At 46.8% G+C, this 19456-nt stretch carries 16 protein-coding genes; 6 read left to right on the top strand and 10 right to left on the bottom strand.

Annotated features, from left to right (window positions below; genetic code table 11):
• Positions 1 to 23: 23 nt before the first annotated feature.
• Entirely contained in the window at positions 24 to 827 is an 804-nt protein-coding gene (gene gloB, locus MARGE09_RS12730) for a hydroxyacylglutathione hydrolase (RefSeq protein WP_236982456.1), read from the top strand.
• Here gloB and MARGE09_RS12725 read toward each other — a convergent pair whose 3' ends face one another.
• From MARGE09_RS12725 to MARGE09_RS12715, 3 genes are all read right to left on the bottom strand, one after another.
• Positions 828 to 1541, bottom strand: coding sequence for an NUDIX hydrolase (locus tag MARGE09_RS12725; RefSeq protein WP_236982454.1), 714 nt, complete (start codon positions 1539 to 1541; stop codon positions 828 to 830). It abuts the gene before it with no gap.
• 160 nt (positions 1542 to 1701) lie between these two features.
• Positions 1702 to 2481: an alpha/beta fold hydrolase gene (locus tag MARGE09_RS12720; RefSeq protein WP_236982452.1), complete on the bottom strand. Its 780-nt coding sequence runs from the start codon at positions 2479 to 2481 to the stop codon at positions 1702 to 1704.
• Positions 2482 to 2811 (bottom strand): DUF1820 family protein, encoded by a 330-nt coding sequence (locus MARGE09_RS12715; protein ID WP_236982450.1) that lies wholly within the window; start codon positions 2809 to 2811, stop codon positions 2482 to 2484.
• Positions 2812 to 3104: 293 nt separating this feature from the next.
• Here MARGE09_RS12715 and miaB point away from each other — a divergent pair, with 293 nt between their 5' ends.
• Entirely contained in the window at positions 3105 to 4496 is a 1392-nt protein-coding gene (gene miaB / locus MARGE09_RS12710; RefSeq protein WP_236982448.1) for a tRNA (N6-isopentenyl adenosine(37)-C2)-methylthiotransferase MiaB, read from the top strand.
• Positions 4497 to 4564: 68 nt separating this feature from the next.
• Here the strand turns inward: miaB and MARGE09_RS12705 are convergent, their stop codons facing one another.
• Positions 4565 to 4915, bottom strand: a complete 351-nt coding sequence (locus tag MARGE09_RS12705) for a hypothetical protein (RefSeq protein ID WP_236982446.1) — start codon at positions 4913 to 4915, stop codon at positions 4565 to 4567.
• Positions 4916 to 5024: 109 nt separating this feature from the next.
• Between MARGE09_RS12705 and MARGE09_RS12700 the strand changes: the two genes are divergently transcribed.
• Positions 5025 to 6257 (top strand): ISL3 family transposase, encoded by a 1233-nt coding sequence (locus MARGE09_RS12700; RefSeq protein WP_236981837.1) that lies wholly within the window; start codon positions 5025 to 5027, stop codon positions 6255 to 6257.
• A gap of 152 nt (positions 6258 to 6409) precedes the next feature.
• Here the strand turns inward: MARGE09_RS12700 and MARGE09_RS12695 are convergent, their stop codons facing one another.
• Positions 6410 to 8977, bottom strand: coding sequence for an AMP-binding protein (locus MARGE09_RS12695; RefSeq protein WP_236982444.1), 2568 nt, complete (start codon positions 8975 to 8977; stop codon positions 6410 to 6412).
• Positions 8978 to 9335: 358 nt separating this feature from the next.
• Here MARGE09_RS12695 and MARGE09_RS12690 point away from each other — a divergent pair, with 358 nt between their 5' ends.
• Positions 9336 to 10211: an alpha/beta hydrolase gene (locus MARGE09_RS12690; RefSeq protein WP_236982442.1), complete on the top strand. Its 876-nt coding sequence runs from the start codon at positions 9336 to 9338 to the stop codon at positions 10209 to 10211.
• 48 nt (positions 10212 to 10259) lie between these two features.
• Here MARGE09_RS12690 and rimO read toward each other — a convergent pair whose 3' ends face one another.
• Positions 10260 to 11597: a 30S ribosomal protein S12 methylthiotransferase RimO gene (gene rimO / locus MARGE09_RS12685; RefSeq protein ID WP_236982441.1), complete on the bottom strand. Its 1338-nt coding sequence runs from the start codon at positions 11595 to 11597 to the stop codon at positions 10260 to 10262.
• 142 nt (positions 11598 to 11739) lie between these two features.
• Here rimO and smpB point away from each other — a divergent pair, with 142 nt between their 5' ends.
• Positions 11740 to 12228: an SsrA-binding protein SmpB gene (smpB, locus tag MARGE09_RS12680; RefSeq protein ID WP_236982439.1), complete on the top strand. Its 489-nt coding sequence runs from the start codon at positions 11740 to 11742 to the stop codon at positions 12226 to 12228.
• Positions 12229 to 12230: 2 nt separating this feature from the next.
• Positions 12231 to 13106 carry a carboxylating nicotinate-nucleotide diphosphorylase gene (gene nadC, locus MARGE09_RS12675; RefSeq protein ID WP_236982438.1) on the top strand — a complete coding sequence of 292 codons (876 nt, stop codon included), beginning with the start codon at positions 12231 to 12233 and terminating at the stop codon, positions 13104 to 13106.
• 435 nt (positions 13107 to 13541) lie between these two features.
• On the opposite strand, the gene MARGE09_RS12670 is transcribed toward nadC, so the two are convergent.
• The 4 genes from MARGE09_RS12670 to MARGE09_RS12655 form a co-directional block, all read right to left on the bottom strand.
• A complete protein-coding gene (locus MARGE09_RS12670; RefSeq protein WP_236982437.1) occupies positions 13542 to 13811 on the bottom strand; it encodes a PilZ domain-containing protein in 270 nt (89 codons plus the stop codon).
• 140 nt (positions 13812 to 13951) lie between these two features.
• The gene (locus MARGE09_RS12665) at positions 13952 to 14878 is read right to left on the bottom strand and encodes a DUF4340 domain-containing protein (protein WP_236982436.1); all 927 of its coding nucleotides are present in this window, start codon (positions 14876 to 14878) and stop codon (positions 13952 to 13954) included.
• Between the two features lie 15 nt (positions 14879 to 14893).
• Positions 14894 to 17812, bottom strand: coding sequence for a Gldg family protein (locus MARGE09_RS12660; RefSeq protein ID WP_236982435.1), 2919 nt, complete (start codon positions 17810 to 17812; stop codon positions 14894 to 14896).
• Positions 17802 to 18755, bottom strand: coding sequence for an ABC transporter ATP-binding protein (locus MARGE09_RS12655; RefSeq protein ID WP_236982434.1), 954 nt, complete (start codon positions 18753 to 18755; stop codon positions 17802 to 17804). The genes MARGE09_RS12660 and MARGE09_RS12655 overlap by 11 nt, the downstream gene beginning before the upstream one ends.
• Positions 18756 to 19456: the final 701 nt, after the last annotated feature.

Genomic DNA, 19456 nt, shown 5'->3' with positions numbered 1-19456 from the left:
GCTGGCCAGCACAAGAGATAACTATGACAAATACATTAGCGTACACCAATGACGCGCAAAGCCTGCAGGTGAAAATTGTTCCACTCTACAAGGACAACTATGCTTGGCTACTGCATAACCAAAAGCACGCTTGGATTATAGACCCAGGGCAAGCAGAGCCTATTGTCACTTTACTCAAGCAACTCAACGTGACCCTAAAAGGCATGCTAATCACGCACTGTCACTGGGATCACGTCTCGGGTATAGAGGAATTGAAGCAAACTTTTAACGTGCCTGTTTATGGCACTGTGGGTAGCCACCCAGATATTAGCCACGGCGTGACCGAAGGCGACTTGCTAAGCCTAGACAACACAATCGTCGAGGTATGGCAAACCCCAGGGCACATGGCAGACCACCTAAGCTTTTATTGCGAAGGGCAAAACTGGCTATTCTGCGGTGACACACTGTTTTCAATAGGCTGCGGCCGACTAAAACAAACAGGGTCTATGCCTGAGCTTTACAATAGCCTACAGCGCTTCAAACAATTACCGCCGCAAACACAGGTATACTGCAGTCACGAATACACACTAAGCAATTTAGCCTTTGCCAAAGCGGTAGAAGCCAGCAACCTCGCCGTTATGGCGCATGAACGCAAGGTAATCGATTTACGCAACACCGGGAAGGCATCTATACCCAGCAGCATTGCGACAGAGCTGGCTTGCAACCCCTTTTTGCGACTAGAGCATCCAGCCATTATTAACAGCGTTGCAAACCAGCTGGGCACTAACACAACCCAAACGCACTACGACACCTTTAAAGCGCTGCGGGAATGGAAGGATAGGCTTTAACTAAACCTCAAAACTAAAGCCCTGTTCCGTTAATGCCTGATAGACAGATTCATCAAACCGGTACAGTGCGGCTGCACGGTGGGCAACATTTTGCTGCTTTTCGTTGCAATCAACTAAAAGCTTCATATTCATCATTTTGCGACGAAAATTAGGCTTGTCTAACTTCACATCTAATATCGATTCGTACAGCTCTTGAAGTTGTAACAAGGTGAATTTTTCGGGTAAAAGATTAAAGCCCACAGGCTCGTGGCGAACCTTGTGGCGCAAGGTTTTTAAACCGTGATTAAAAATATCACTGTGGTCATAAACCAGCTCTGGCACTTCATGAATATCCCACCATTTAACATCAGAGGCCGGCCCACCGGCAGCCACCTTGTACTCTTCCTGCTTCACAAGGGCGTAATAAGCAATTGTAATGACGCGCGCATCAGGGAACCGGCCTGCCGCGCCAAAGGCTCGCAGCTGCTCCAAAAAAAGATCCTGCGCGCCGGTCACTTCCTGCAAAATGCGAGACGCCGCGGAGTCCAAATCTTCAAGTTTGCCGATATGCCCGCCCGGCAAAGCCCACTGCCCTTGCCGAATACCGTCACGATGCTTGGCCAGCAATACATTAAGCCTGCCATTATCCAAGCCGAAGACTAAGCAATCGATAGAAATATCGGGCAGTTTTTCTTGTTGGGGCTCAGGGTTGTATATCGAACTAATGGTTTCCACTGTGCGGTCCTTTTATTTGAAACGGTTCAAAATAGTCGCCAAAGGCATCGCCAAAACCATAAGCTTCAACGTACAACATGCCCTTATAGTTAATAATAGTATAAGAATAGGCAAATTCACCACATATCATGGCTTCCACCGGATACCACAAAGCCCGCAACTACTGAGCTTGCAAAAAGCTCAGCAATAATTGCCCAACGTGATCGGGCTTTTCAGCATGAAGCCAATGGCCGGTACCCACGACAACGCGCGTTTTTGCGCGAGGAAAACGAGACAAAATAGCCCTGCGGTGCGATTGTAGAATATAGGGTGAATCACCGCCTTTAATAAACAAGACTTCACCCGCAAAAGGCTTTGCGGGTTCGCAATTGGCCGCGAGTAGCTCTGGGTAATCGCGGTAGATAACCGGCAAATTCATACGCCAAACAAAGCCGGCATCCTTCTTTTGGAGGTTTTTAAGTAAAAAGCTGCGCACTGCCAATTCTGGAACATACGCTTTAAGTGCTAAATCAGCCTCAGAGCGCGATACCAACTGTGCAGGCTCAATCGAAAGCAGCCCTTTAAACACATCAGCATGATGAGACTCGTAGCGTACTGGGGCAATGTCAATAACTGCCAACTTAACGCACCGCTGCGGCGCCATTAACGCCAGCTCCATGGCAGCTTTGCCACCCAAGGAGTGACCAATGAAAAAAGCACGATCCATCGCCTGCTCGTCCATCCATTGCAATAAAGCATTTGCAATACTCGACACGCTCATTGCATCCACATGCGCCGATCGCCCGTGATTCGGCAAATCAACGCTATACACCCTAAAGTGAGCAGATAACGACCGAGCTAACGCCCCGAGATTTTCCAACGAGCCAAATAACCCATGCACCAAAACAACCGGCGGGCAATCGGCATTAGGCTCGCCTTGAACACGATAATATAAAGCCATTTATTCTGGCTTAGGGTTCATAACGGGAAACGGCACCATATTGGATTTTTCCCCAGGCTTAAGATCAATCACCTTCACGGCCCCTTCGCTTTCAACCTCATCAATACGAATAATAGAATGCGCCGGAATATAAGAACGCGTCACGCCGGCAAACTCGTTTTTAAGTCTTTCTTCACTCGGATCAACAACCAATTGCGAGCGCTCACCAAAAACAAACTCTTCTACTTCAATAAAACCATACATTTCACTTTGAAAAATCGCACGGGCAAACACTTCGAACACTTGATTTTGATTATAAAAAACCACTTTATAAATAGGGGTACTAGCCATAAAAACTCTCAAAAACGCATTTAACCCCGAAATTGGGGTTACAGAACAAAAAACAAGCGCACATTACCAAGCTTACTGCATAAAACCAACGCCCATAGCACAAGCGCTTGTATTTAGCGGTATAAGTATTGACGTATCATCAGCAAGCCCGACGGGGCCGATTAGGCAAGCGCAGCCCTTGCATTTACCGACCTTGACTCTAGTTCACCTTTTAGCTGCAGCACACCATGCAAGACATGCGTAAGCCGCGTATAATGCGCGCTCATTTTTTTGTGTTACCAGAGCCATCTCCTATGTCAGAGCAAGCCACCGCGCCCGCCACCTCACAAACACCTGCCAAGCCCACTAAAAAGCTGTTTATCCAAACTCATGGCTGCCAGATGAACGAGTATGATTCTTCACGCATGCGAGATTTGCTCGGCGAATCGCACGAAATGGTGCCTACCGACAACCCAGAAGAAGCCGATGTGCTCCTTGTGAATACCTGCTCAATCCGTGAAAAAGCGCAAGAAAAACTGTTCCACCAGTTAGGTCGCTGGAAACACCTAAAGCAAAAGAATCCAGACGTTGTTATTGGTGTTGGTGGTTGCGTTGCCAGCCAAGAAGGCGAAGCTATTGCAGACCGGGCGCCGTTTGTTGACTTAGTCTTTGGCCCGCAAACACTCCACCGCCTACCCGAAATGATCGACAAGAAGCCGCAAGCCGACGGCACGGTTATGGTCGACATTAGCTTTCCTGAGATCGAAAAATTCGACAACTTGCCACAACCTGAAGCCGACGGCGCCAGCGCTTTTGTCTCTGTGATGGAAGGCTGCTCTAAATACTGCACTTTTTGTGTCGTCCCCTACACCCGAGGGGAAGAGGTTAGCCGCCCCGCTGCTGACGTACTGCAAGAAGTCTCACACCTTGCGAGCCAAAACGTGCGCGAAATCAACCTGCTCGGCCAAAACGTGAATGCTTACCGCGGCGAAAGCCCCGATGGCATTGTAGACCTCGCCGAACTCATTACGTTAGTTGCCCAAGTTGACGGCATAGACCGCATTCGCTTTACCACATCGCACCCCGTAGAGTTTAGCGACAGCCTAATCAACGTTTATGCAGAAGTGCCCGAGCTTGTCAGCCATATCCACTTACCAGTACAAAGCGGCTCAGACCGTATTTTAATGGCCATGAAACGCGGCCACACAGCGTTAGAGTACAAGTCCAAACTGCGCCGCATTAAAGCACTGCGCCCCAACATGAGCTTTAGTTCCGACTTTATCATCGGCTTTCCTGGCGAAACCGACAAAGACTTCGAGGCAACCATGAACTTGATTCAATCGGTAGGCTTTGATACTTCTTTCAGTTTTATTTACAGCCCTCGCCCAGGCACCCCAGCCGCTAGCTATGCCGATGAAATTACGGACGCGCAGAAAAAAGAGCGCTTACAAATTCTTCAACGCCGAATTATTCAGCAGGCACAAGATATTAGCCGCAAAATGGTCGGCAATACCGAGCGCGTTTTAGTAACAGGTTACTCCAAAAAAGACCCTGGCCAACTTTCAGGCCGAACGGAGAACAACCGTGTTGTTAACTTCCGTTGCGATCAGCCAGAGCTTATTGGCAAGTTCGCAGATATTTTAATTGAAGAGGCGCTACCAAACTCTTTGCGCGGTATATTGCTAGGCTCAGAACTCGACGACTAAACTACTAAGCATAAAAAACGCCGCAGATTAGCGGCGTTTTTTATGCTTAGCAGCTCGATTTTACAAGGCTAGGCGCCTGATACCACTGCGGATAAATGCTCAGGAAAGTAGCGCTGGTAATCTTGCTCATCGCGTAACACAATCTCGATATAGGCCTCACCTTCGTCAGGCACAGCAATAAGAGTGCCTTCTTTTATATCCAGAGCAACGCCATCGGCCGTAGTTACAGAAAAAGCATCAGTAAACACAACATAAACCGCTTCGCCATCCTCGGTACCGCCGTTGGACACTATCCAAGCACTTAACGCAATAGCGCCGCCAAGGTTATTAAAAGCGCCAGACACAGACTGCGTATCTGGATCACCACTTTCAAATAATGTTGTCCCTAACGACTCGCCTTCGTGCAATATTTTAAACATTGTTTTCTCCTTGGGGTCTTCTCCGCTTTAGTGAGGTAAAAAGAGATGCTAAGACCCGCCATATCCGTTGAAATGTAAGGTTCTCACGCCACTACACTTAAACGAATATATGAGCCTTAACATCTCCAGCAAAATTTTGAGCCTTCCTGGTCAGCGTGTCAAACAAGTTCAGCATGACTTGGCCCTGCAAAGATTGACTATACACTGCAAGCGAGACCGTCGTTATAGAGCGATTGACCCGTCAAGTAATGAGGCGGCCAACATCAACCGATACTTGCGCAGAACGATCCGTGATGTCCCTTTGTGTGGCTTCGAGTGCTATTTGGAAGTTGAGCTCGCTCAAGTTGTGACGACTTGCGGTAGGCGTCTAATGGAGGCTTGCGAATTTGTCGATACAGGCAATCGCTATACTCAAAGATTTTGCCAGTTGGTGAGCGGATTGTGTCGCCATATGAGTATCAGCACGGTCAGTCGGCACCTAAAGCTACGATGGGAAACGGTGAAAAATATGGATAAATTTCACCTAGAGAAAACGTTGCCTGCACTTAATCCTGAAAAATTAATTGACTTAAAATATCTTGGGGTCGATGAAGTCGCTAGAGCCAAAGGCCATGATTATATGACGGTGATTTATGACATGGAATCCGGTCATTTAATTGGCGTTGAGACAGGCCGTAAAGCCGAGGTGTTGACAGCGTTTCTAAAGCGCTTACCAGCACAAACCGCTGAAAACATAGAGGCGGTAGCCATGGATATGGGGCCAGCCTATCAAAAATCGGTACGCGAATGCTTGCCTAATGCTGACATTGTTTTCGATCGGTTTCATGTGATGCAAAACTACAGTAAAGCCATGAGCAATCAGCGTAGGATCGAGTTCAGAAAGGCGGATCGCGCAGGCAAAGAGCAGCTTAAAGGTACCCACTACCTGTTGTTAAAAAATGCCGACAAGTTAAATGATAAACAAGCCAATAAACTCCAGACATTGCTCGAAAATAATTCCAATATCAATACACTTTATATACTCAAAGAGCAGCTCCAAGCTTTGTGGAATGCAGGGAATTATGACGCCATGATGAATGCATTGGAGCAGTGGTGCGACATCGCGGAACAGACGAATATGCTCTATCTCAAGAAATTTGCAAAGTCACTAAGGAAGCATAGCGTAGGCATTTGTAACTACGGAAAACACGGGCTGACTAGCGCCAGAATTGAAGCCGGCAATGTCAGCATTGGCATGATTCGCAAGCGAGCAAGAGGCATCAAGGATACCGAGTACTTCAAGCTAAAAATAAGGCAATCATCGATGCCTGACGAGCAATCCATGTTCTATGGAAGCCACTAGATCACCTCACTAAAGCGGAGAAGAGCCTCTCCTTGATTAAACGGGTAGGCAGTGTAACCAATATCGAAGCAAAGGCCCAGTAAGAGCCGCCTCCTTTTTTACTGCCATGAAAACAGTATTTCACCCTAACCTGTAATAGTTACGGGTTAATACTATAAATATGGCTTCATATTCTGAGCCAAATCAAAGACGCAACCTTTCTTCAACATACCAAGATGATCTCCTTCAACAGTACGAACCGTTAACTTTGGGAGCACCTCAGCCCAGCCTAGGTCCTCGACCTTAGGCTCAAATTGAGATCGCTCTCGCGCCCGAAAAAGAACGACTGGGTCAGTAAACGGTTCTGGCTCATAAGTACTTGAGGCAAATTTTCGAGCCTGAGCCCGATAATCCACCACCAGCTCGCCGCCATTCGCGGACGTTTTGGGCTGCCCCTTAATTCTGGCTTGTAGCAATGGCAGGATATATGGAAGCCCCTGAGTTAAACATAATTTAGCGTGCACCCAAGCCCTATCGAGGGCTCCAAAGCGCTGTAAAAAATGAGGCCCAGAGGAATCAAGCATCCCTATAAAAGACACTTTTTCACCAACAGCAATCAATAAACGCGCGACCTCAAGCGCCACTATTCCACCGAAAGATTCCCCACATAAATAATAAGGGCCATTTTTCTGATGCTGCTTAATACAGTTTAAATATAGTGTGGCGATCTTTGTCACACTGATAAAATTTGGAGAATCTTCAACCGAAGCCATTTCATTAAAGAGCTCAGTTTCATACTCTAAGTAGACCCCACAAACACTTCTGGCAACACTTAATTCCAAAGCTAAATCACGGTAAAGAAAAATACCATAGAGGCAAAACAACGGAGGTAATTCGGGATCTCCCTGCTTTAGAACAACAACTTCATCACCGCTATCAATTTCTACATTTTGACGAATAAGCTCACCAGCCTCTGCAATGGTTGGATGGTGGTAAAACCATGATATAGGTATATGTTTGTCAAAAAAATCTTCAATTTTCTTCAAATATGTCACCGCAGCTAATGAGTCACCACCAACATCAAAAAAGCTATCATTCCGACTAATAGGCGAAGACAAATTTAATTCCAGCATGAAATCACTAAGCTGCTGTTCGACATCCCCTTGAGGCTCAATCGCTTCGCCAGCCGTAAGCACATCGGCGACTTTCGGGCTTGGAAGCTGAGAGCGATCGAGTTTTCCATTGTGGTTTAACGGCATCGACGCTAGCCTAACAAACAGGTTGGGCAACATGTATTCGGGAAGCTCGGATCTAAGCCGCTGTCTTATATAGCTAACACAGTCAGGCTTATATTCACTAAAAACGATGTAGGCAATTAAAATTGGGTCTCGGTTACCTGACATATCATCAAATAACTCAGAGCTCACAACAACGGCGTCTGCCACCTCACCCAGTAAAAGCAAATTTTTTTCAATTTCTTGAAGCTCAATCCTGACACCTTTTATCTTGACTTGAAAATCAGCACGCCCTAACACCTCCAAGTCTCCGTCGGCATCCAGCCGACCTAAATCACCGGTCGAATAATATCTGACACCATCGAACAGATGAAAACTTTTTCGTTCTTGTGAAGGTAAGTTTAGATAGCCTTTCGCGACTCCAGGGCCGGCAATATAGATAAATCCCGTCTCTCCCGTCGGCACATCACAGCACTCTTGATTTAAAATTTTAATTGCAACATTTTGATGTGCAAGCCCAACCCGACTCTTTTGTATGGCATCAAGATCCATAGAAACAAAAAAGGTGGCGGCCATGCAGTTCACTTCGCTACAACCATAAATCACATAAATCTCAGCGCGCGAGAACACACTACGAAGGTCGCTAAGTACGGCTAAGGGCACAAAATCGCCGCCAGAAGACGCATGCCGTATATTTGCATACTCGGCACTATCGTGCTGTTTAAGGTAAGGCAGTAATTTTTTTAATAGGCTTGGGCCAAAATGAAATACCGTTACGGTTTTTAAAATTTGAGCTAGAGCTTTTAAATCTAAAACTGTAGCCCGCGGAATCAATTGCACGCAAGCGCCAATAGACAACGGTATTAACAACTCAAACAAGCTTATACTAAACGTATATTTCGCCGCGCACAAAAAACAATCCTCAGCCTTAAACCCGTAACGATTCACAGCAGAGTCAACATAATGTATTAAATTTTTATGACTGGAAACCACACCCTTGGGATGACCTGTTGTACCCGAGGTAAAAAAGATATGTGATTCATCAGCCACACTCAATCCGACATCGGTAAAGTCTTCCAGCTGATCAATCGACCCAAGGTCTGCTCCGCATGAGACAACAGTAATTTTACTGGCGCTCTTATCCGCAAGATCTTGCGCTTTATTCCTTTGCGCCTCGGGTACAACAACAATGCTTTCGGTAAAATTACCCAGTATATTTAATAGGCGAGCCTCAGGAAATGATAAATCCGTCGGGACGTAAATGCCTCCGATGCTCATGATAGCGACGATATAAGGAAGAATTTCCAACCCAGGCTCTAGCGCAACAACAACCGGCGTGCCGCGTACAGCTCCACTAGCGCGCAGCTCTTTCGCTCTGAAGCGAACAATGCGCCATAACTGCCTATAACTGAGTGTCTGCCCTTGATAGCGGACTGCAATGTTGTTAGGTTGTCTGATCGAGTGATCATGAATCCTTTGATGTATCAAATTTTCTTGTTCGCCCACTATGGACACTGGGAGCTCGGATTTCATGTCTCATACCTCCTGCACTTTATTCATAAGCAGACAATGATTAGCTTTTTATAACTCCGGCAGCGGCCGAAGCAAGCTACCACCGTGTCCAACCTAATCACCGTAAGAGCTCTCTGAGAGCTGGCCCGCTTCCGGTCAATAAACGCCGCCGACAACCACGAGACTATCCGCGTAAATACGACAACAGCAACACAATGATGGATTAACCCAGCAATCGCAATAAAAAGCTTATATATTACTGTAGTTGGGCAGCTAGCACATAAAAAATGGCAAGCACGAGCCGAACACTAAACATTAAATCAGTGGAAGCCCCGAAACCTAGAGACCCAACATGATTGCAAGGCACTTCCCGCAGATCAAGGCATTCTTTATTAGTATCTCTTCACTATGCCTTGCCGCATGCTCACCAACAACGCTACTCAACAAACTCAATAGCGCTGAAAAATTCAAAACTGACAACAACATTGCTTACGGCCCACATGCTCGGCAAGCACTCGATATATACAGCCCCCCCGATAACAATAATGGTTGTGTCATTGTTTTTGCCTACGGCGGTAGCTGGGATAGTGGCGATAAAAACATGTACGGCTTTGTCGGCGCCGCATTGGGGCGCAAGGGGCATACCGTTGTTATCCCCAACTACCGTCTTTACCCGGAAGTAAAATTTCCCACATTTGTAGAAGACTTTGCTTTAAGTATTGCGCAGCCTAAAGTACAGCAGCTAATTCAACAAAAACCGTTAATCTTGATGGGGCATTCAGCCGGTGCAATGCTGGCAGGACTGGTGAGTTTTGATACCACCTACTTAGAGGCGGCCGGTTTAAATAAAGAAAAAGTCGCCGGTTATATCTCGCTATCGGGCCCGCACGATTTCTTCTTGCCCTCACAAAAGCCGCGCTGGCTCGATATGTTTGGCGAAAAGCCAGAACAACAAATACAGGCGCTTACGGTTAACCACATTCACCCAGACAACCCGCCCACATTACTGTTGCACGGCGAGGACGATACTATTGTAGTGCCGGAATCCGCCACTGTACTGCAACAAAAACTCCAAAGCGCCGGTGTGCCGGCGACAGCACATATTTACACCAACGTAAGCCACAAAGACATTATTGTAGCGACAAGCCGCGGGCTAAACTTTCTCGCACCAACACTAAGAGATATCGAGCAGTTTTTAAAGCCCATTTGCCAAGCAGCTAACCGTTAAATTGTTAATTCGTTAAAAGCGCGCAGCGTAAGCTGTGCAGCTAGAACCTTACTCGCTGTCCATCTCTGCCGGTTCGCCCCATAGATCGTACTCGTCCGCATCAGTAATACGTACATTCAAACGATGACCAGGCTGTAAACCATAATCATCATCCAACGTGATAATGCCGTCAATTTCGGGGGCGTCTGCCGCTGTTCTGCCTATTGCGACTCCCGGCTCAACAGAATCAATTAGCACCTCACGTACACTGCCAATTTTTTGCTGCAAGCGCTTGGCCGAGATCTCTTGTTGCTTTGCCATAAAGCGCTCCCAGCGCTCCTTTTTAACTTCGTCTGGGACATGGTCAGCCAGCTTGTTGGCGCTCGCACCGTCAACGGGAGAATATTCAAAGCACCCAACACGATCCAGCTGGGCCTCATCCAGCCAATCCAGCAAGTATTCAAAATCGTTTTCTGTCTCACCAGGAAACCCCACAATAAAGGTGGAACGCAAGGTGATATCCGGGCAAATATTCCGCCATGCACGAATGCGCTCAATCGTTTTTTCTTGCTGGCCCGGCCGTTTCATCGCTTTAAGCACGCTGGGGCTTGCGTGCTGCAACGGCATATCGAGGTAAGGCAGCACTTTGCCTTCAGCCATTAAAGGGATGATGTCATCGACATTCGGGTATGGGTAAACATAGTGTAAGCGCACCCACGCACCCAAATCGCCAAGGGCATTGCACAAGTCGTACATTTTTGTTTTGACCGGCCGACCTTGCCAAAAGCCGGTGCGGTATTTCATATCCACGCCATAAGCGCTGGTATCTTGCGACACCACGAGTAGCTCTTGCGTACCAGCCTTAACTAAACGCTCAGCCTCATCCAGCACATCGCCTACCGGGCGGCTAACCAACTTACCGCGCATAGAAGGAATAATGCAGAAAGAACAACTGTGATTACAGCCTTCAGATATTTTCAAATACGCGTAGTGCCGAGGTGTTAATTTAATACCTTGCGGCGGCACCAAATCCAAAAAAGGGTCATGCTCACGCGAAGGAGGAATGACCTCATGCACCGCACCCACGACCTGCTCGTATTGCTGGGGACCAGTAACAGACAGCACATTGGGGTGAACCTCGCGAATAGCCTCTTCTTCGACACCCATACAACCAGTTACGATAACTCGGCCGTTTTCTTTCATGGCTTCCCCAATGGCATCTAGCGACTCCTGTTTAGCGCTATCGATAAAGCCACATGTATTCACCACCACCACATCAGCATCATGATAACTGGGCACCACATCATAACCGTCGGTACGCAGCTGCGTCAGAATGCGCTCTGAATCCACTAATGCTTTCGGACACCCGAGCGATACAAAGCCTACCTTACCGTTTTTATCTGTCATAACTGCGCTACCGCCTACCAATCCAAGATGTCGAAAAGGCGCGATTCTACCAGAAACCGTCGGCTGCGGCGTAGCTGCCGTTATTTACACGCCCGCAGACATGCATTAGGCTACTCGCCCCGTTAACCTTGATAGAAAGACCATGGGCACAAAGAAGAAAAAACAGCCGTCGAGCAACACTATTGCGACTAACCGCCGCGCCAGACACGATTACTTTATTGAAGACCGCTTTGAGGCGGGCCTAGCGCTAACCGGCTGGGAAGTTAAAAGTCTGCGTGAAGGCAAAGGTCAGCTCACCGAAAGCTACGTGTATTTTCAAAATGACGAGGCTTGGCTAATGGGCGCACAAATCCAGCCCCTAGGCACCGCTTGCACGCACTTTGTCACCGAACCCACCCGTTATCGCAAGCTACTACTTAAACGTAAAGAGCTAGATCGCCTACAAGCAGCGGTTAACCAAAAGGGTTACACCGTTGTGGCTACCAGCCTTTACTGGAAGCGCCATATGGTGAAGTGCGAAATTGCACTGGCCAAAGGTAAGCAAATGCACGACAAACGCAATACCGAAAAAGAACGCGACTGGTCCCAGCAAAAACAACGCGCCATGCGCGCCCATAACCGAGAGGGCTAAGGGTGTCTGAGTTTATTGGACTAGGCGTAGAGCCTGCACTACTTGCTCAAGCGATAGAAACCAACGCAAAAGCTGCACTGCAAGAAGACATTAACACCGGCGATATTACCGCAGCGCTCATTCCCCAAGACAAGAGCATACGAGCACGCGTCATTACCCGCGAAAAAGCCGTAGTTTGTGGCAGCGCATGGGTCGATGCTATTTTTTCCTTTCTAGATGTCCAGTATGGCGGTAAAACCAACATACAATGGTTAAAGAGCGATGGCGATACCGCAAACGCCAACGATACCTTATTTGAAATTAGCGGCAATGCCCGCACCCTACTCACTGGTGAGCGCGCAGCACTTAACTTGCTGCAAACATTAAGCGCCACGGCAACCCTTGCCCGCCAATACGCCGACCTCGTCAAAGGCACAGCAATTACCTTGCTCGACACCCGTAAAACACTACCGGGGTTACGCATCGCACAAAAGTATGCTGTAGCTGTTGGCGGCTGCCACAATCATCGCATTGGCTTGTGGGATGCATTCTTAATAAAAGAAAATCACATTTGTGCTTGTGGCGGCATCAGCGCAGCTATTACACAAGCTAGAACAATGGCGCCAGGCAAGCCTGTTCAAGTAGAAGTCGAAACGCGAGCAGAGCTTGAGGAAGCGCTCAGCGCTAAAGCAGACATTATTATGCTCGACAACTTTAGCCGCGAAGATACACTCGAGATTCTAAACACTCCAGCGCCAAACAGTGTTTTTGAAGTTTCTGGCAACGTTGAACTCGATAATTTTGAAGCACTACCAAGCTGCCAACCCTACCGCATCTCCGTGGGCGCTCTAACCAAACACCTTGAGGCAATTGATTTATCATTTAGGGTGATAGCTTAAGTCAAATAAGAGCAGCCAAAAAAAACAAGCCTCGAGCTGCCTGGGCAATTAACAACTGCCCACTTAAGCCCATCGGCTTTGTTCTAAAGGGCGCGCTTATCAAAAGCCGACCCCAACGACTAAGGCGCAAGATGCCAAGCCGTTCTGGCTAAGTAAAGGCCAGTCACAAAACACCGGATATAAAAAAAGAAGGGATTATAAACCACTCACACGTCTAATTGTGTAGACGATTACGAGCGCGCAATATTTGTAGAGCCTTTCGAGAGAATCCTAGCTGCCTCGAGAACAGTTAGACAGTGCTACCAAAGTACCACGTAGCCAATACCACAGGGCGAAGGCAAATGTTTAGCATTGAAATTTTACGGCACAGGTCAATAGGATCGGCTTTGCTCCTGCTTGGGAGCAAGTCAATCCAGCCAATCCTAAGAATAAGCTTCAATCCTCACTAACCACATACTGCAAACCCAAGCCGTCACCCTCCATGCGTACTATTTTCATTCGTACAATGGGGGCTTCATCCGCCATACCTTGCACCTGACCATCAACAAACTCCCCCACCGGTGGTAGCTCAGAGGGTTCAGCCAGAATAAACAGGCCGCCTTCTGAAAAGTTTTTGGTTGTTACGACTTTCTCACCAAACAGTGGGTGTGAAATTTTCACATCGATAGACAAAGGAAGTCGCGAGTGCTCTCGTCGGTTTTTCATCTTAAAGCCTTGATTTATCAAGTAGTCTCTACAACTTTAGATGCTATGTGGGTATCTATCAACGCTGCACGTAAAAGCTAGCGCAGGAAGAATCAACATGCTAGCGCCGCAGCCTCTCTAGCATGTTGATTTCTCTAAAGTTACTCCTTAGGCTCAGGTGATTCTGGTGCCACCTCCGGTGCTGCTTGTAGTGGCTCTAAACTAGCATTAACCAAGCCTTCATAGTCGTGCTGCGATATCGTAAATGCTACCTCACCTATATCTGCACGTTTGACATAATAACGGCTGTCTTTTTGCATGAAGTGATAGCTAAATGCTTCGCCTGATGCGACCGTCAGCGTCTTCACCTCGCCACCATCAAAGGCCGGTGCATTATCCGCAACTGCAATAACATTAAGCGTTGTCAAAGCGTCTGCCAACGCTTGCGCTTTTTCTTGATCCAGGGCTTGTTGGGTGGTATCAGCGAACTCCCACGCCTTTTGAGCTTCATCAAGCTTGATTTCAAAATTGTCACCCTTGATCGACAAAAGCTTCGGTACCGCCAGCAGCGATTTATCGAGCCAATCACTCGCGTTGGTTGCCAGTTCATAAGCATTAATTTCAAGAGCATACACTTCGTCAGCGCCTTCAACGCGGACATGCGACTTTTTAAAGCTCGGAGACGTGCCCAAATACAATTGCGCCATAGTCTCGTCGCCGTTATATAGCGTAATACGTTTATTGAAGGCGCTACTCGCCACCTCAAAACGCTGATGGCTGCTGGTAGTTGATGTTACCGGCCACTGCGTCTGTAAACTCGCCAAGGTGTCAAGTAAACCCTCAAGCTTAGCTTGATTAACAGGCAGATTGTGTAATGTGGAGATTTTCCAAGCGTTACCTTTGCGCTCTAACACAACATCCGCGTCACCATCAGAAATAGAGACCTTACTCAATGCTGTTTTATCAAAGTTAATAAGCGGCTTACTCTCCAGCTTAGGCGATGCATTTTGCCCTAATACATAAAACACCAGCACCAATAAAATTTGTGCGCCCAAAATTCCCGTAAGCCATACTATTTTTTGTTTCATTATTTACTACCTCCTTTACACTGCAAGCAAGTCAAAATAACGTTTATGCTTCATTGCCCGCCGGCGTCGTTCCCACACAGCAATCACAATAATTGCCAAAGCGGCTAAAGCGTAATTCAAATACTCCCAAAACATTTGCTCGTCTTTTTCCATGGGCGGTAATGTGCGATTAAAGTGCCCACGCGAGCGAATACTGAGCAAACCCGAATCCTCCAAAGACCAATCGATGGCATTAGCTAACATTTGTATAGAATTCACATAACTCGTTTGCTGCGCGCTACCCAGCATTTGTAGCACTTGATCATTTAAAAACTCATTAGAGCTAAAGAGAATAATGCGTGCAGAATCTGGCGAACGTTCAATCACACTGCTTACATCGAGAGTATTGTCCTGACCACTATCATCCTGAGCGGCACCCTCCTCTTGTGTAGCAGCTTCGTTTTTACTTTCTGCGTCAATCAGCGGTGAGTTTTTACCCGCGAAATAAGAATCAAAACGGCCCGCATTAACAAGCCCTAGCAAATGCGACTTTTGTTCGCCTTCAGGCGTAAAAGCACTCACACCTTGGCGCGTCATTTTAGGCATAACATCTGTCGACGAAGACAACCAAGATTGGCTCGAAGAACGCAATAGTGGCGTAATTGTTCGCGCTGAATTTTTCTGCTCGTTTATTTCAACAGGCGATGCCCAAGCCATTGTTAACTGCGGCAATTCAGAGGTGATCAGATTGTCATCATTTAAGCCTTTACCGCGAATATCAGTAAAATACGGGTAATCAAGCATTCGCATTTCTTGCACTTGAAAGCCGCCAAGGTTCCGCGTAATAGGTGCAGGGAAAGCGGCATTTTGCGGATCAAGCACAAGCGACGCTTGCTGCTCAATACCGTGGTGCTTTAACCAATCATCCAAACCACTATTGTGCTTTCGTATCGCCAAACTGCGATTGCTAAAATTAGCGCTGAAAGGCGATGTGGCCGCAATCACTGTACCGCCTTTCATTAAGAACTGATCTACAGCAAATAATTGTTTGTCATCAAGATCTTTAGGAGCCGCCAACAATAAAATATCGGCCACCCCTGAGACACTGCCATCAGAAAGATCTTCTTGTACAACATTCAACTCAGCGCTTAAGAATGATTCTAGCGTGGCAAAGCGAGCAGCAGCGCTGCCGGGGCCATAATGCGAAGAGTAATCAGGTTTAGGCGCAACCAGAGCAACAGTTTTAGTAAAGCCAGCTGCAAAACGTTTAATTCCCGCCTCTAAATTTCGCTTGAACTCGTCTTTGCCAAAATCACCGAGCGGCAACTGAACAACTTGATCACCACCTTGTAATGTGACATAAAAATAAAACGACTCATTACTCAACAAACTGGTTGCCATGGGCTGAAAGCCATAATCGCCAGCAATTTGTTTTGCAACTTGGCCACCATTATCTTCGGGGTCAATAAAAGATACTTTGAAGCGCCCCGACGATCGCCCCACATAATCGCCAGCAACCTCCTCTATAGCTTGGCGAAATCCAACTAATTGGGCAGGTAGTTTTTGTGCTTGCGATACATAGGCTGTCAAACTTAACTCTGCCTTAACGGTATCAAAAAGGTTTCCGCCTGCTTGGTAAGCGTGTAACACTTTTTTAATCGAGCGCGTTAAATCATGCTCTGGATTGCGCAATTGCACATCAATATCACTTTCGCTCCGCGCCTTAACTTCGATAAGTTCTCTAAACCCAAGTACTTGATGCTCATCACCATATTGCACAACCACGTTAAAATAAGAGCTAACAATAGAAGATTGGTAACGGTCGGCCACCTGAAAAGGCACTGGCTGAATGCTGTACTTTTGGTTGGCCTCCTCTTCTAAAGCCGGGTTCGATTGTGGGTCAATAAATTCAATACGCACCCGCCCCTTGCCAGAAACCTCATACTCCTTAATCAAATCACGCATTTGTGGCACCAACGGCGCTAATAGCGGGTGTGTTTTCGCGCTGAAATAGCCACGAATAAGCAGTGGTTCTTGTAATTGATCAAGATAATTTTCAGTCGCTTCGCTGATCGAATATTGATTACCATCGGTAACATCAATGCGTAAACTATCGGCTTGCCCCAACCATAAGTTTGCACCAACCGCATTAGCAACCAGTAGCGCCGTTAAAGCTTGCCACTGCCGATGTAAAGGCCTACGCCCACTTTTCACCCACCGCTCTTTTTCTAACGAGTAAATATTCAACACTAAAAAAGCAACTATCAAGCTTAAGTAGTAGTAATAATCTCTAATATCTAAAACCCCGCGGGTAATGGCTTCGAAGCGTGAACCTGTGCCGATAGCTCGCAACCAATCCCCTGCCGTATTACCAAAAAAGTCGGTAATTAGTGGTGTTCCTAGTACATAAAATACCCCACATACTGCCGAAGCGGATATCAAACTAACAATTTGATTATCACTGCGTGAGGAAACAAACAAACCAATACTCAGGTAAGCGGCACCTATAAATAAAGTCGCCGTGTAGCCCGCAACAACCGGCCCCCAATCAAGATCACCGATCAGTGATACTGTGATAGGTAGCGGCAAAGTAATAAACAAAGCTATAGCCAAAAGTACTAAACAACCTAAAAACTTACCGAGCACAAAATGCCAAAGCGGTATTGCTTGGGTATGGACATATTCTAAGGTACCGCTTCGCCGCTCATCGCTCCATAAACGCATAGTGAGCGTAGCACTTAAGAAAATAAGCAATACTGGCATCCATTCAAATAACGGCCTAACATCGGCAATATTGCGCGCAAAAAAAGACTCGCCCCAAAAAAATACAAATAGCGAAATAGCCGCAAACGAGGCTAAAAATAAATATGCAATGGGCGATGCAAAGAATAAGGTAATTTCTTTTAGCGCAATGCGCTTTACTGTGGCATTAGCATCTACATGATTACGCGGCATGGTTTAGCCCCTCCTTTTTATAACCTTGATTCACCTCCTTAAACAGCGTTTCTAAATTGCGTTGCTCTGGCTGCAAGGCATAAAGCTCAGCGTTTTGAGCCACAATAAAGGCCGCAATTCTAGCCGCTACAAGCTTCGGCTTAGCGCTATTATCCAAGGCAACCCTAAACTCACTACCGCCTTCTACTGTATGCAATAACTTCACCGAATCGATTTCGCCCCAGTCGGCCATTGCTAAGACGTCATTCTTATTAAGCGATGTTTGCAATAACAAGTGGTGGCTCGCACGTAGCTCATCAAGCTTGGCATCAAGCGCCAAACTACCCGCATTCAACATTAATACTCGGCTACATATCGCTTCAACTTCCTGCATAATATGAGTAGATAAAATAACAGTCGCGTCTTTAGCCACTTCGCAAATTAAATCGCGCATGTGTTGTGTTTGCTCTGGGTCGAGCCCATTGGTGGGTTCATCAAGAATGAGTAATTTAGGGCGGCCAAGAATCGCTTGTGCTACACCAACACGCTGTTTATAACCACGCGAAAGCGTAGCAATGGGAACTAATAATTTTTCAGTAATGTCTGTTGCTTTAATCGCTCGCCGCAGCTCGCTGGCCTTCTCTTCACCTTTTAACCCCTTAAGGTCAGCCGCATAATCAAGGTAATCTGCCACTGTCATCTCGGGGTATACCGGCAAACTTTCCGGTAAATAGCCCAAGCTTTTCTGTACTAATTTGGGGCTATTTTGCAAATCCACACCATCGACGGTGACACGCCCAGTATCGGCTTCCAAGTAGCCGCTAATCACCTTCATAATGCTGGTCTTTCCCGCTCCGTTATGCCCTAGCAGGCCAACTATTTCGCCTTTATTTATCGAAAAGCTCACATTATCGACAGCCACAAACGAGCCGTAGGTTCTGGATAACTGGTGAACGCTCAGCATAGATTCCTCCTAATATTTACAAAGAGTAATGATTAAAATTTGTTCAAACTATGCCGCAATAAGAGGTATCGCGTAAAAAGGTGAGGTAGCGCCAACATGAAGGTGCGAATCAATCGAAAAAAACATTGCTTGGTCTCCTAGTTACAGGGGGAAGCTCCCCATACAAAGCTGTTTACGAGTGCGCAAGATTAGGTAGGGCCAGTTTTAAAAAGTTCAAGGCTAAAAAGTAGAATTCCGTTGCATTTATAGCCCGCATTGGCGCAAGGGCAGCAAATTCGGCTACTTGAGCAATGCACCATTAACGATACGTTAGCATCAATTTCCGCACTATTAACGCCATTTACGCGCCATTTAAGAACATAAAGAAGCGCCTGCGCTCGGGATCAGACAAAACCACAATGCTAGTACTACTGCGATGAAAAAAGCTCTCACACAAAAAAACGCCCTTTTCTACAGCAGCTTTCTTGACCGGAAGCCAAATAAGGATGCTAAGCGGCCCAACTTCAGCCATCGCTTATAGCGCTACGCACCGAAAAGAAATCGAACGCACAGCATTGGTGAGAAAACCGATCTTGTTGGCTCAAAATTAAACTAAAGGCGAGCTAGGCATTGTGTGCGGCTTATTTTTTGCGAGCCAATCCACCACGAAGACCTTTAACCTAAACGCAGCTAAGCATCAAAAAAAGCGCGCATCCTCTAGC

The organism is Marinagarivorans cellulosilyticus (assembly GCF_021655555.1).
GTDB lineage: Bacteria > Pseudomonadota > Gammaproteobacteria > Pseudomonadales > Cellvibrionaceae > Marinagarivorans > Marinagarivorans cellulosilyticus.
The sequence above is the reverse complement of the archived record's forward strand: the minus strand, read 5'-3'. Positions and strand labels throughout refer to the sequence as shown.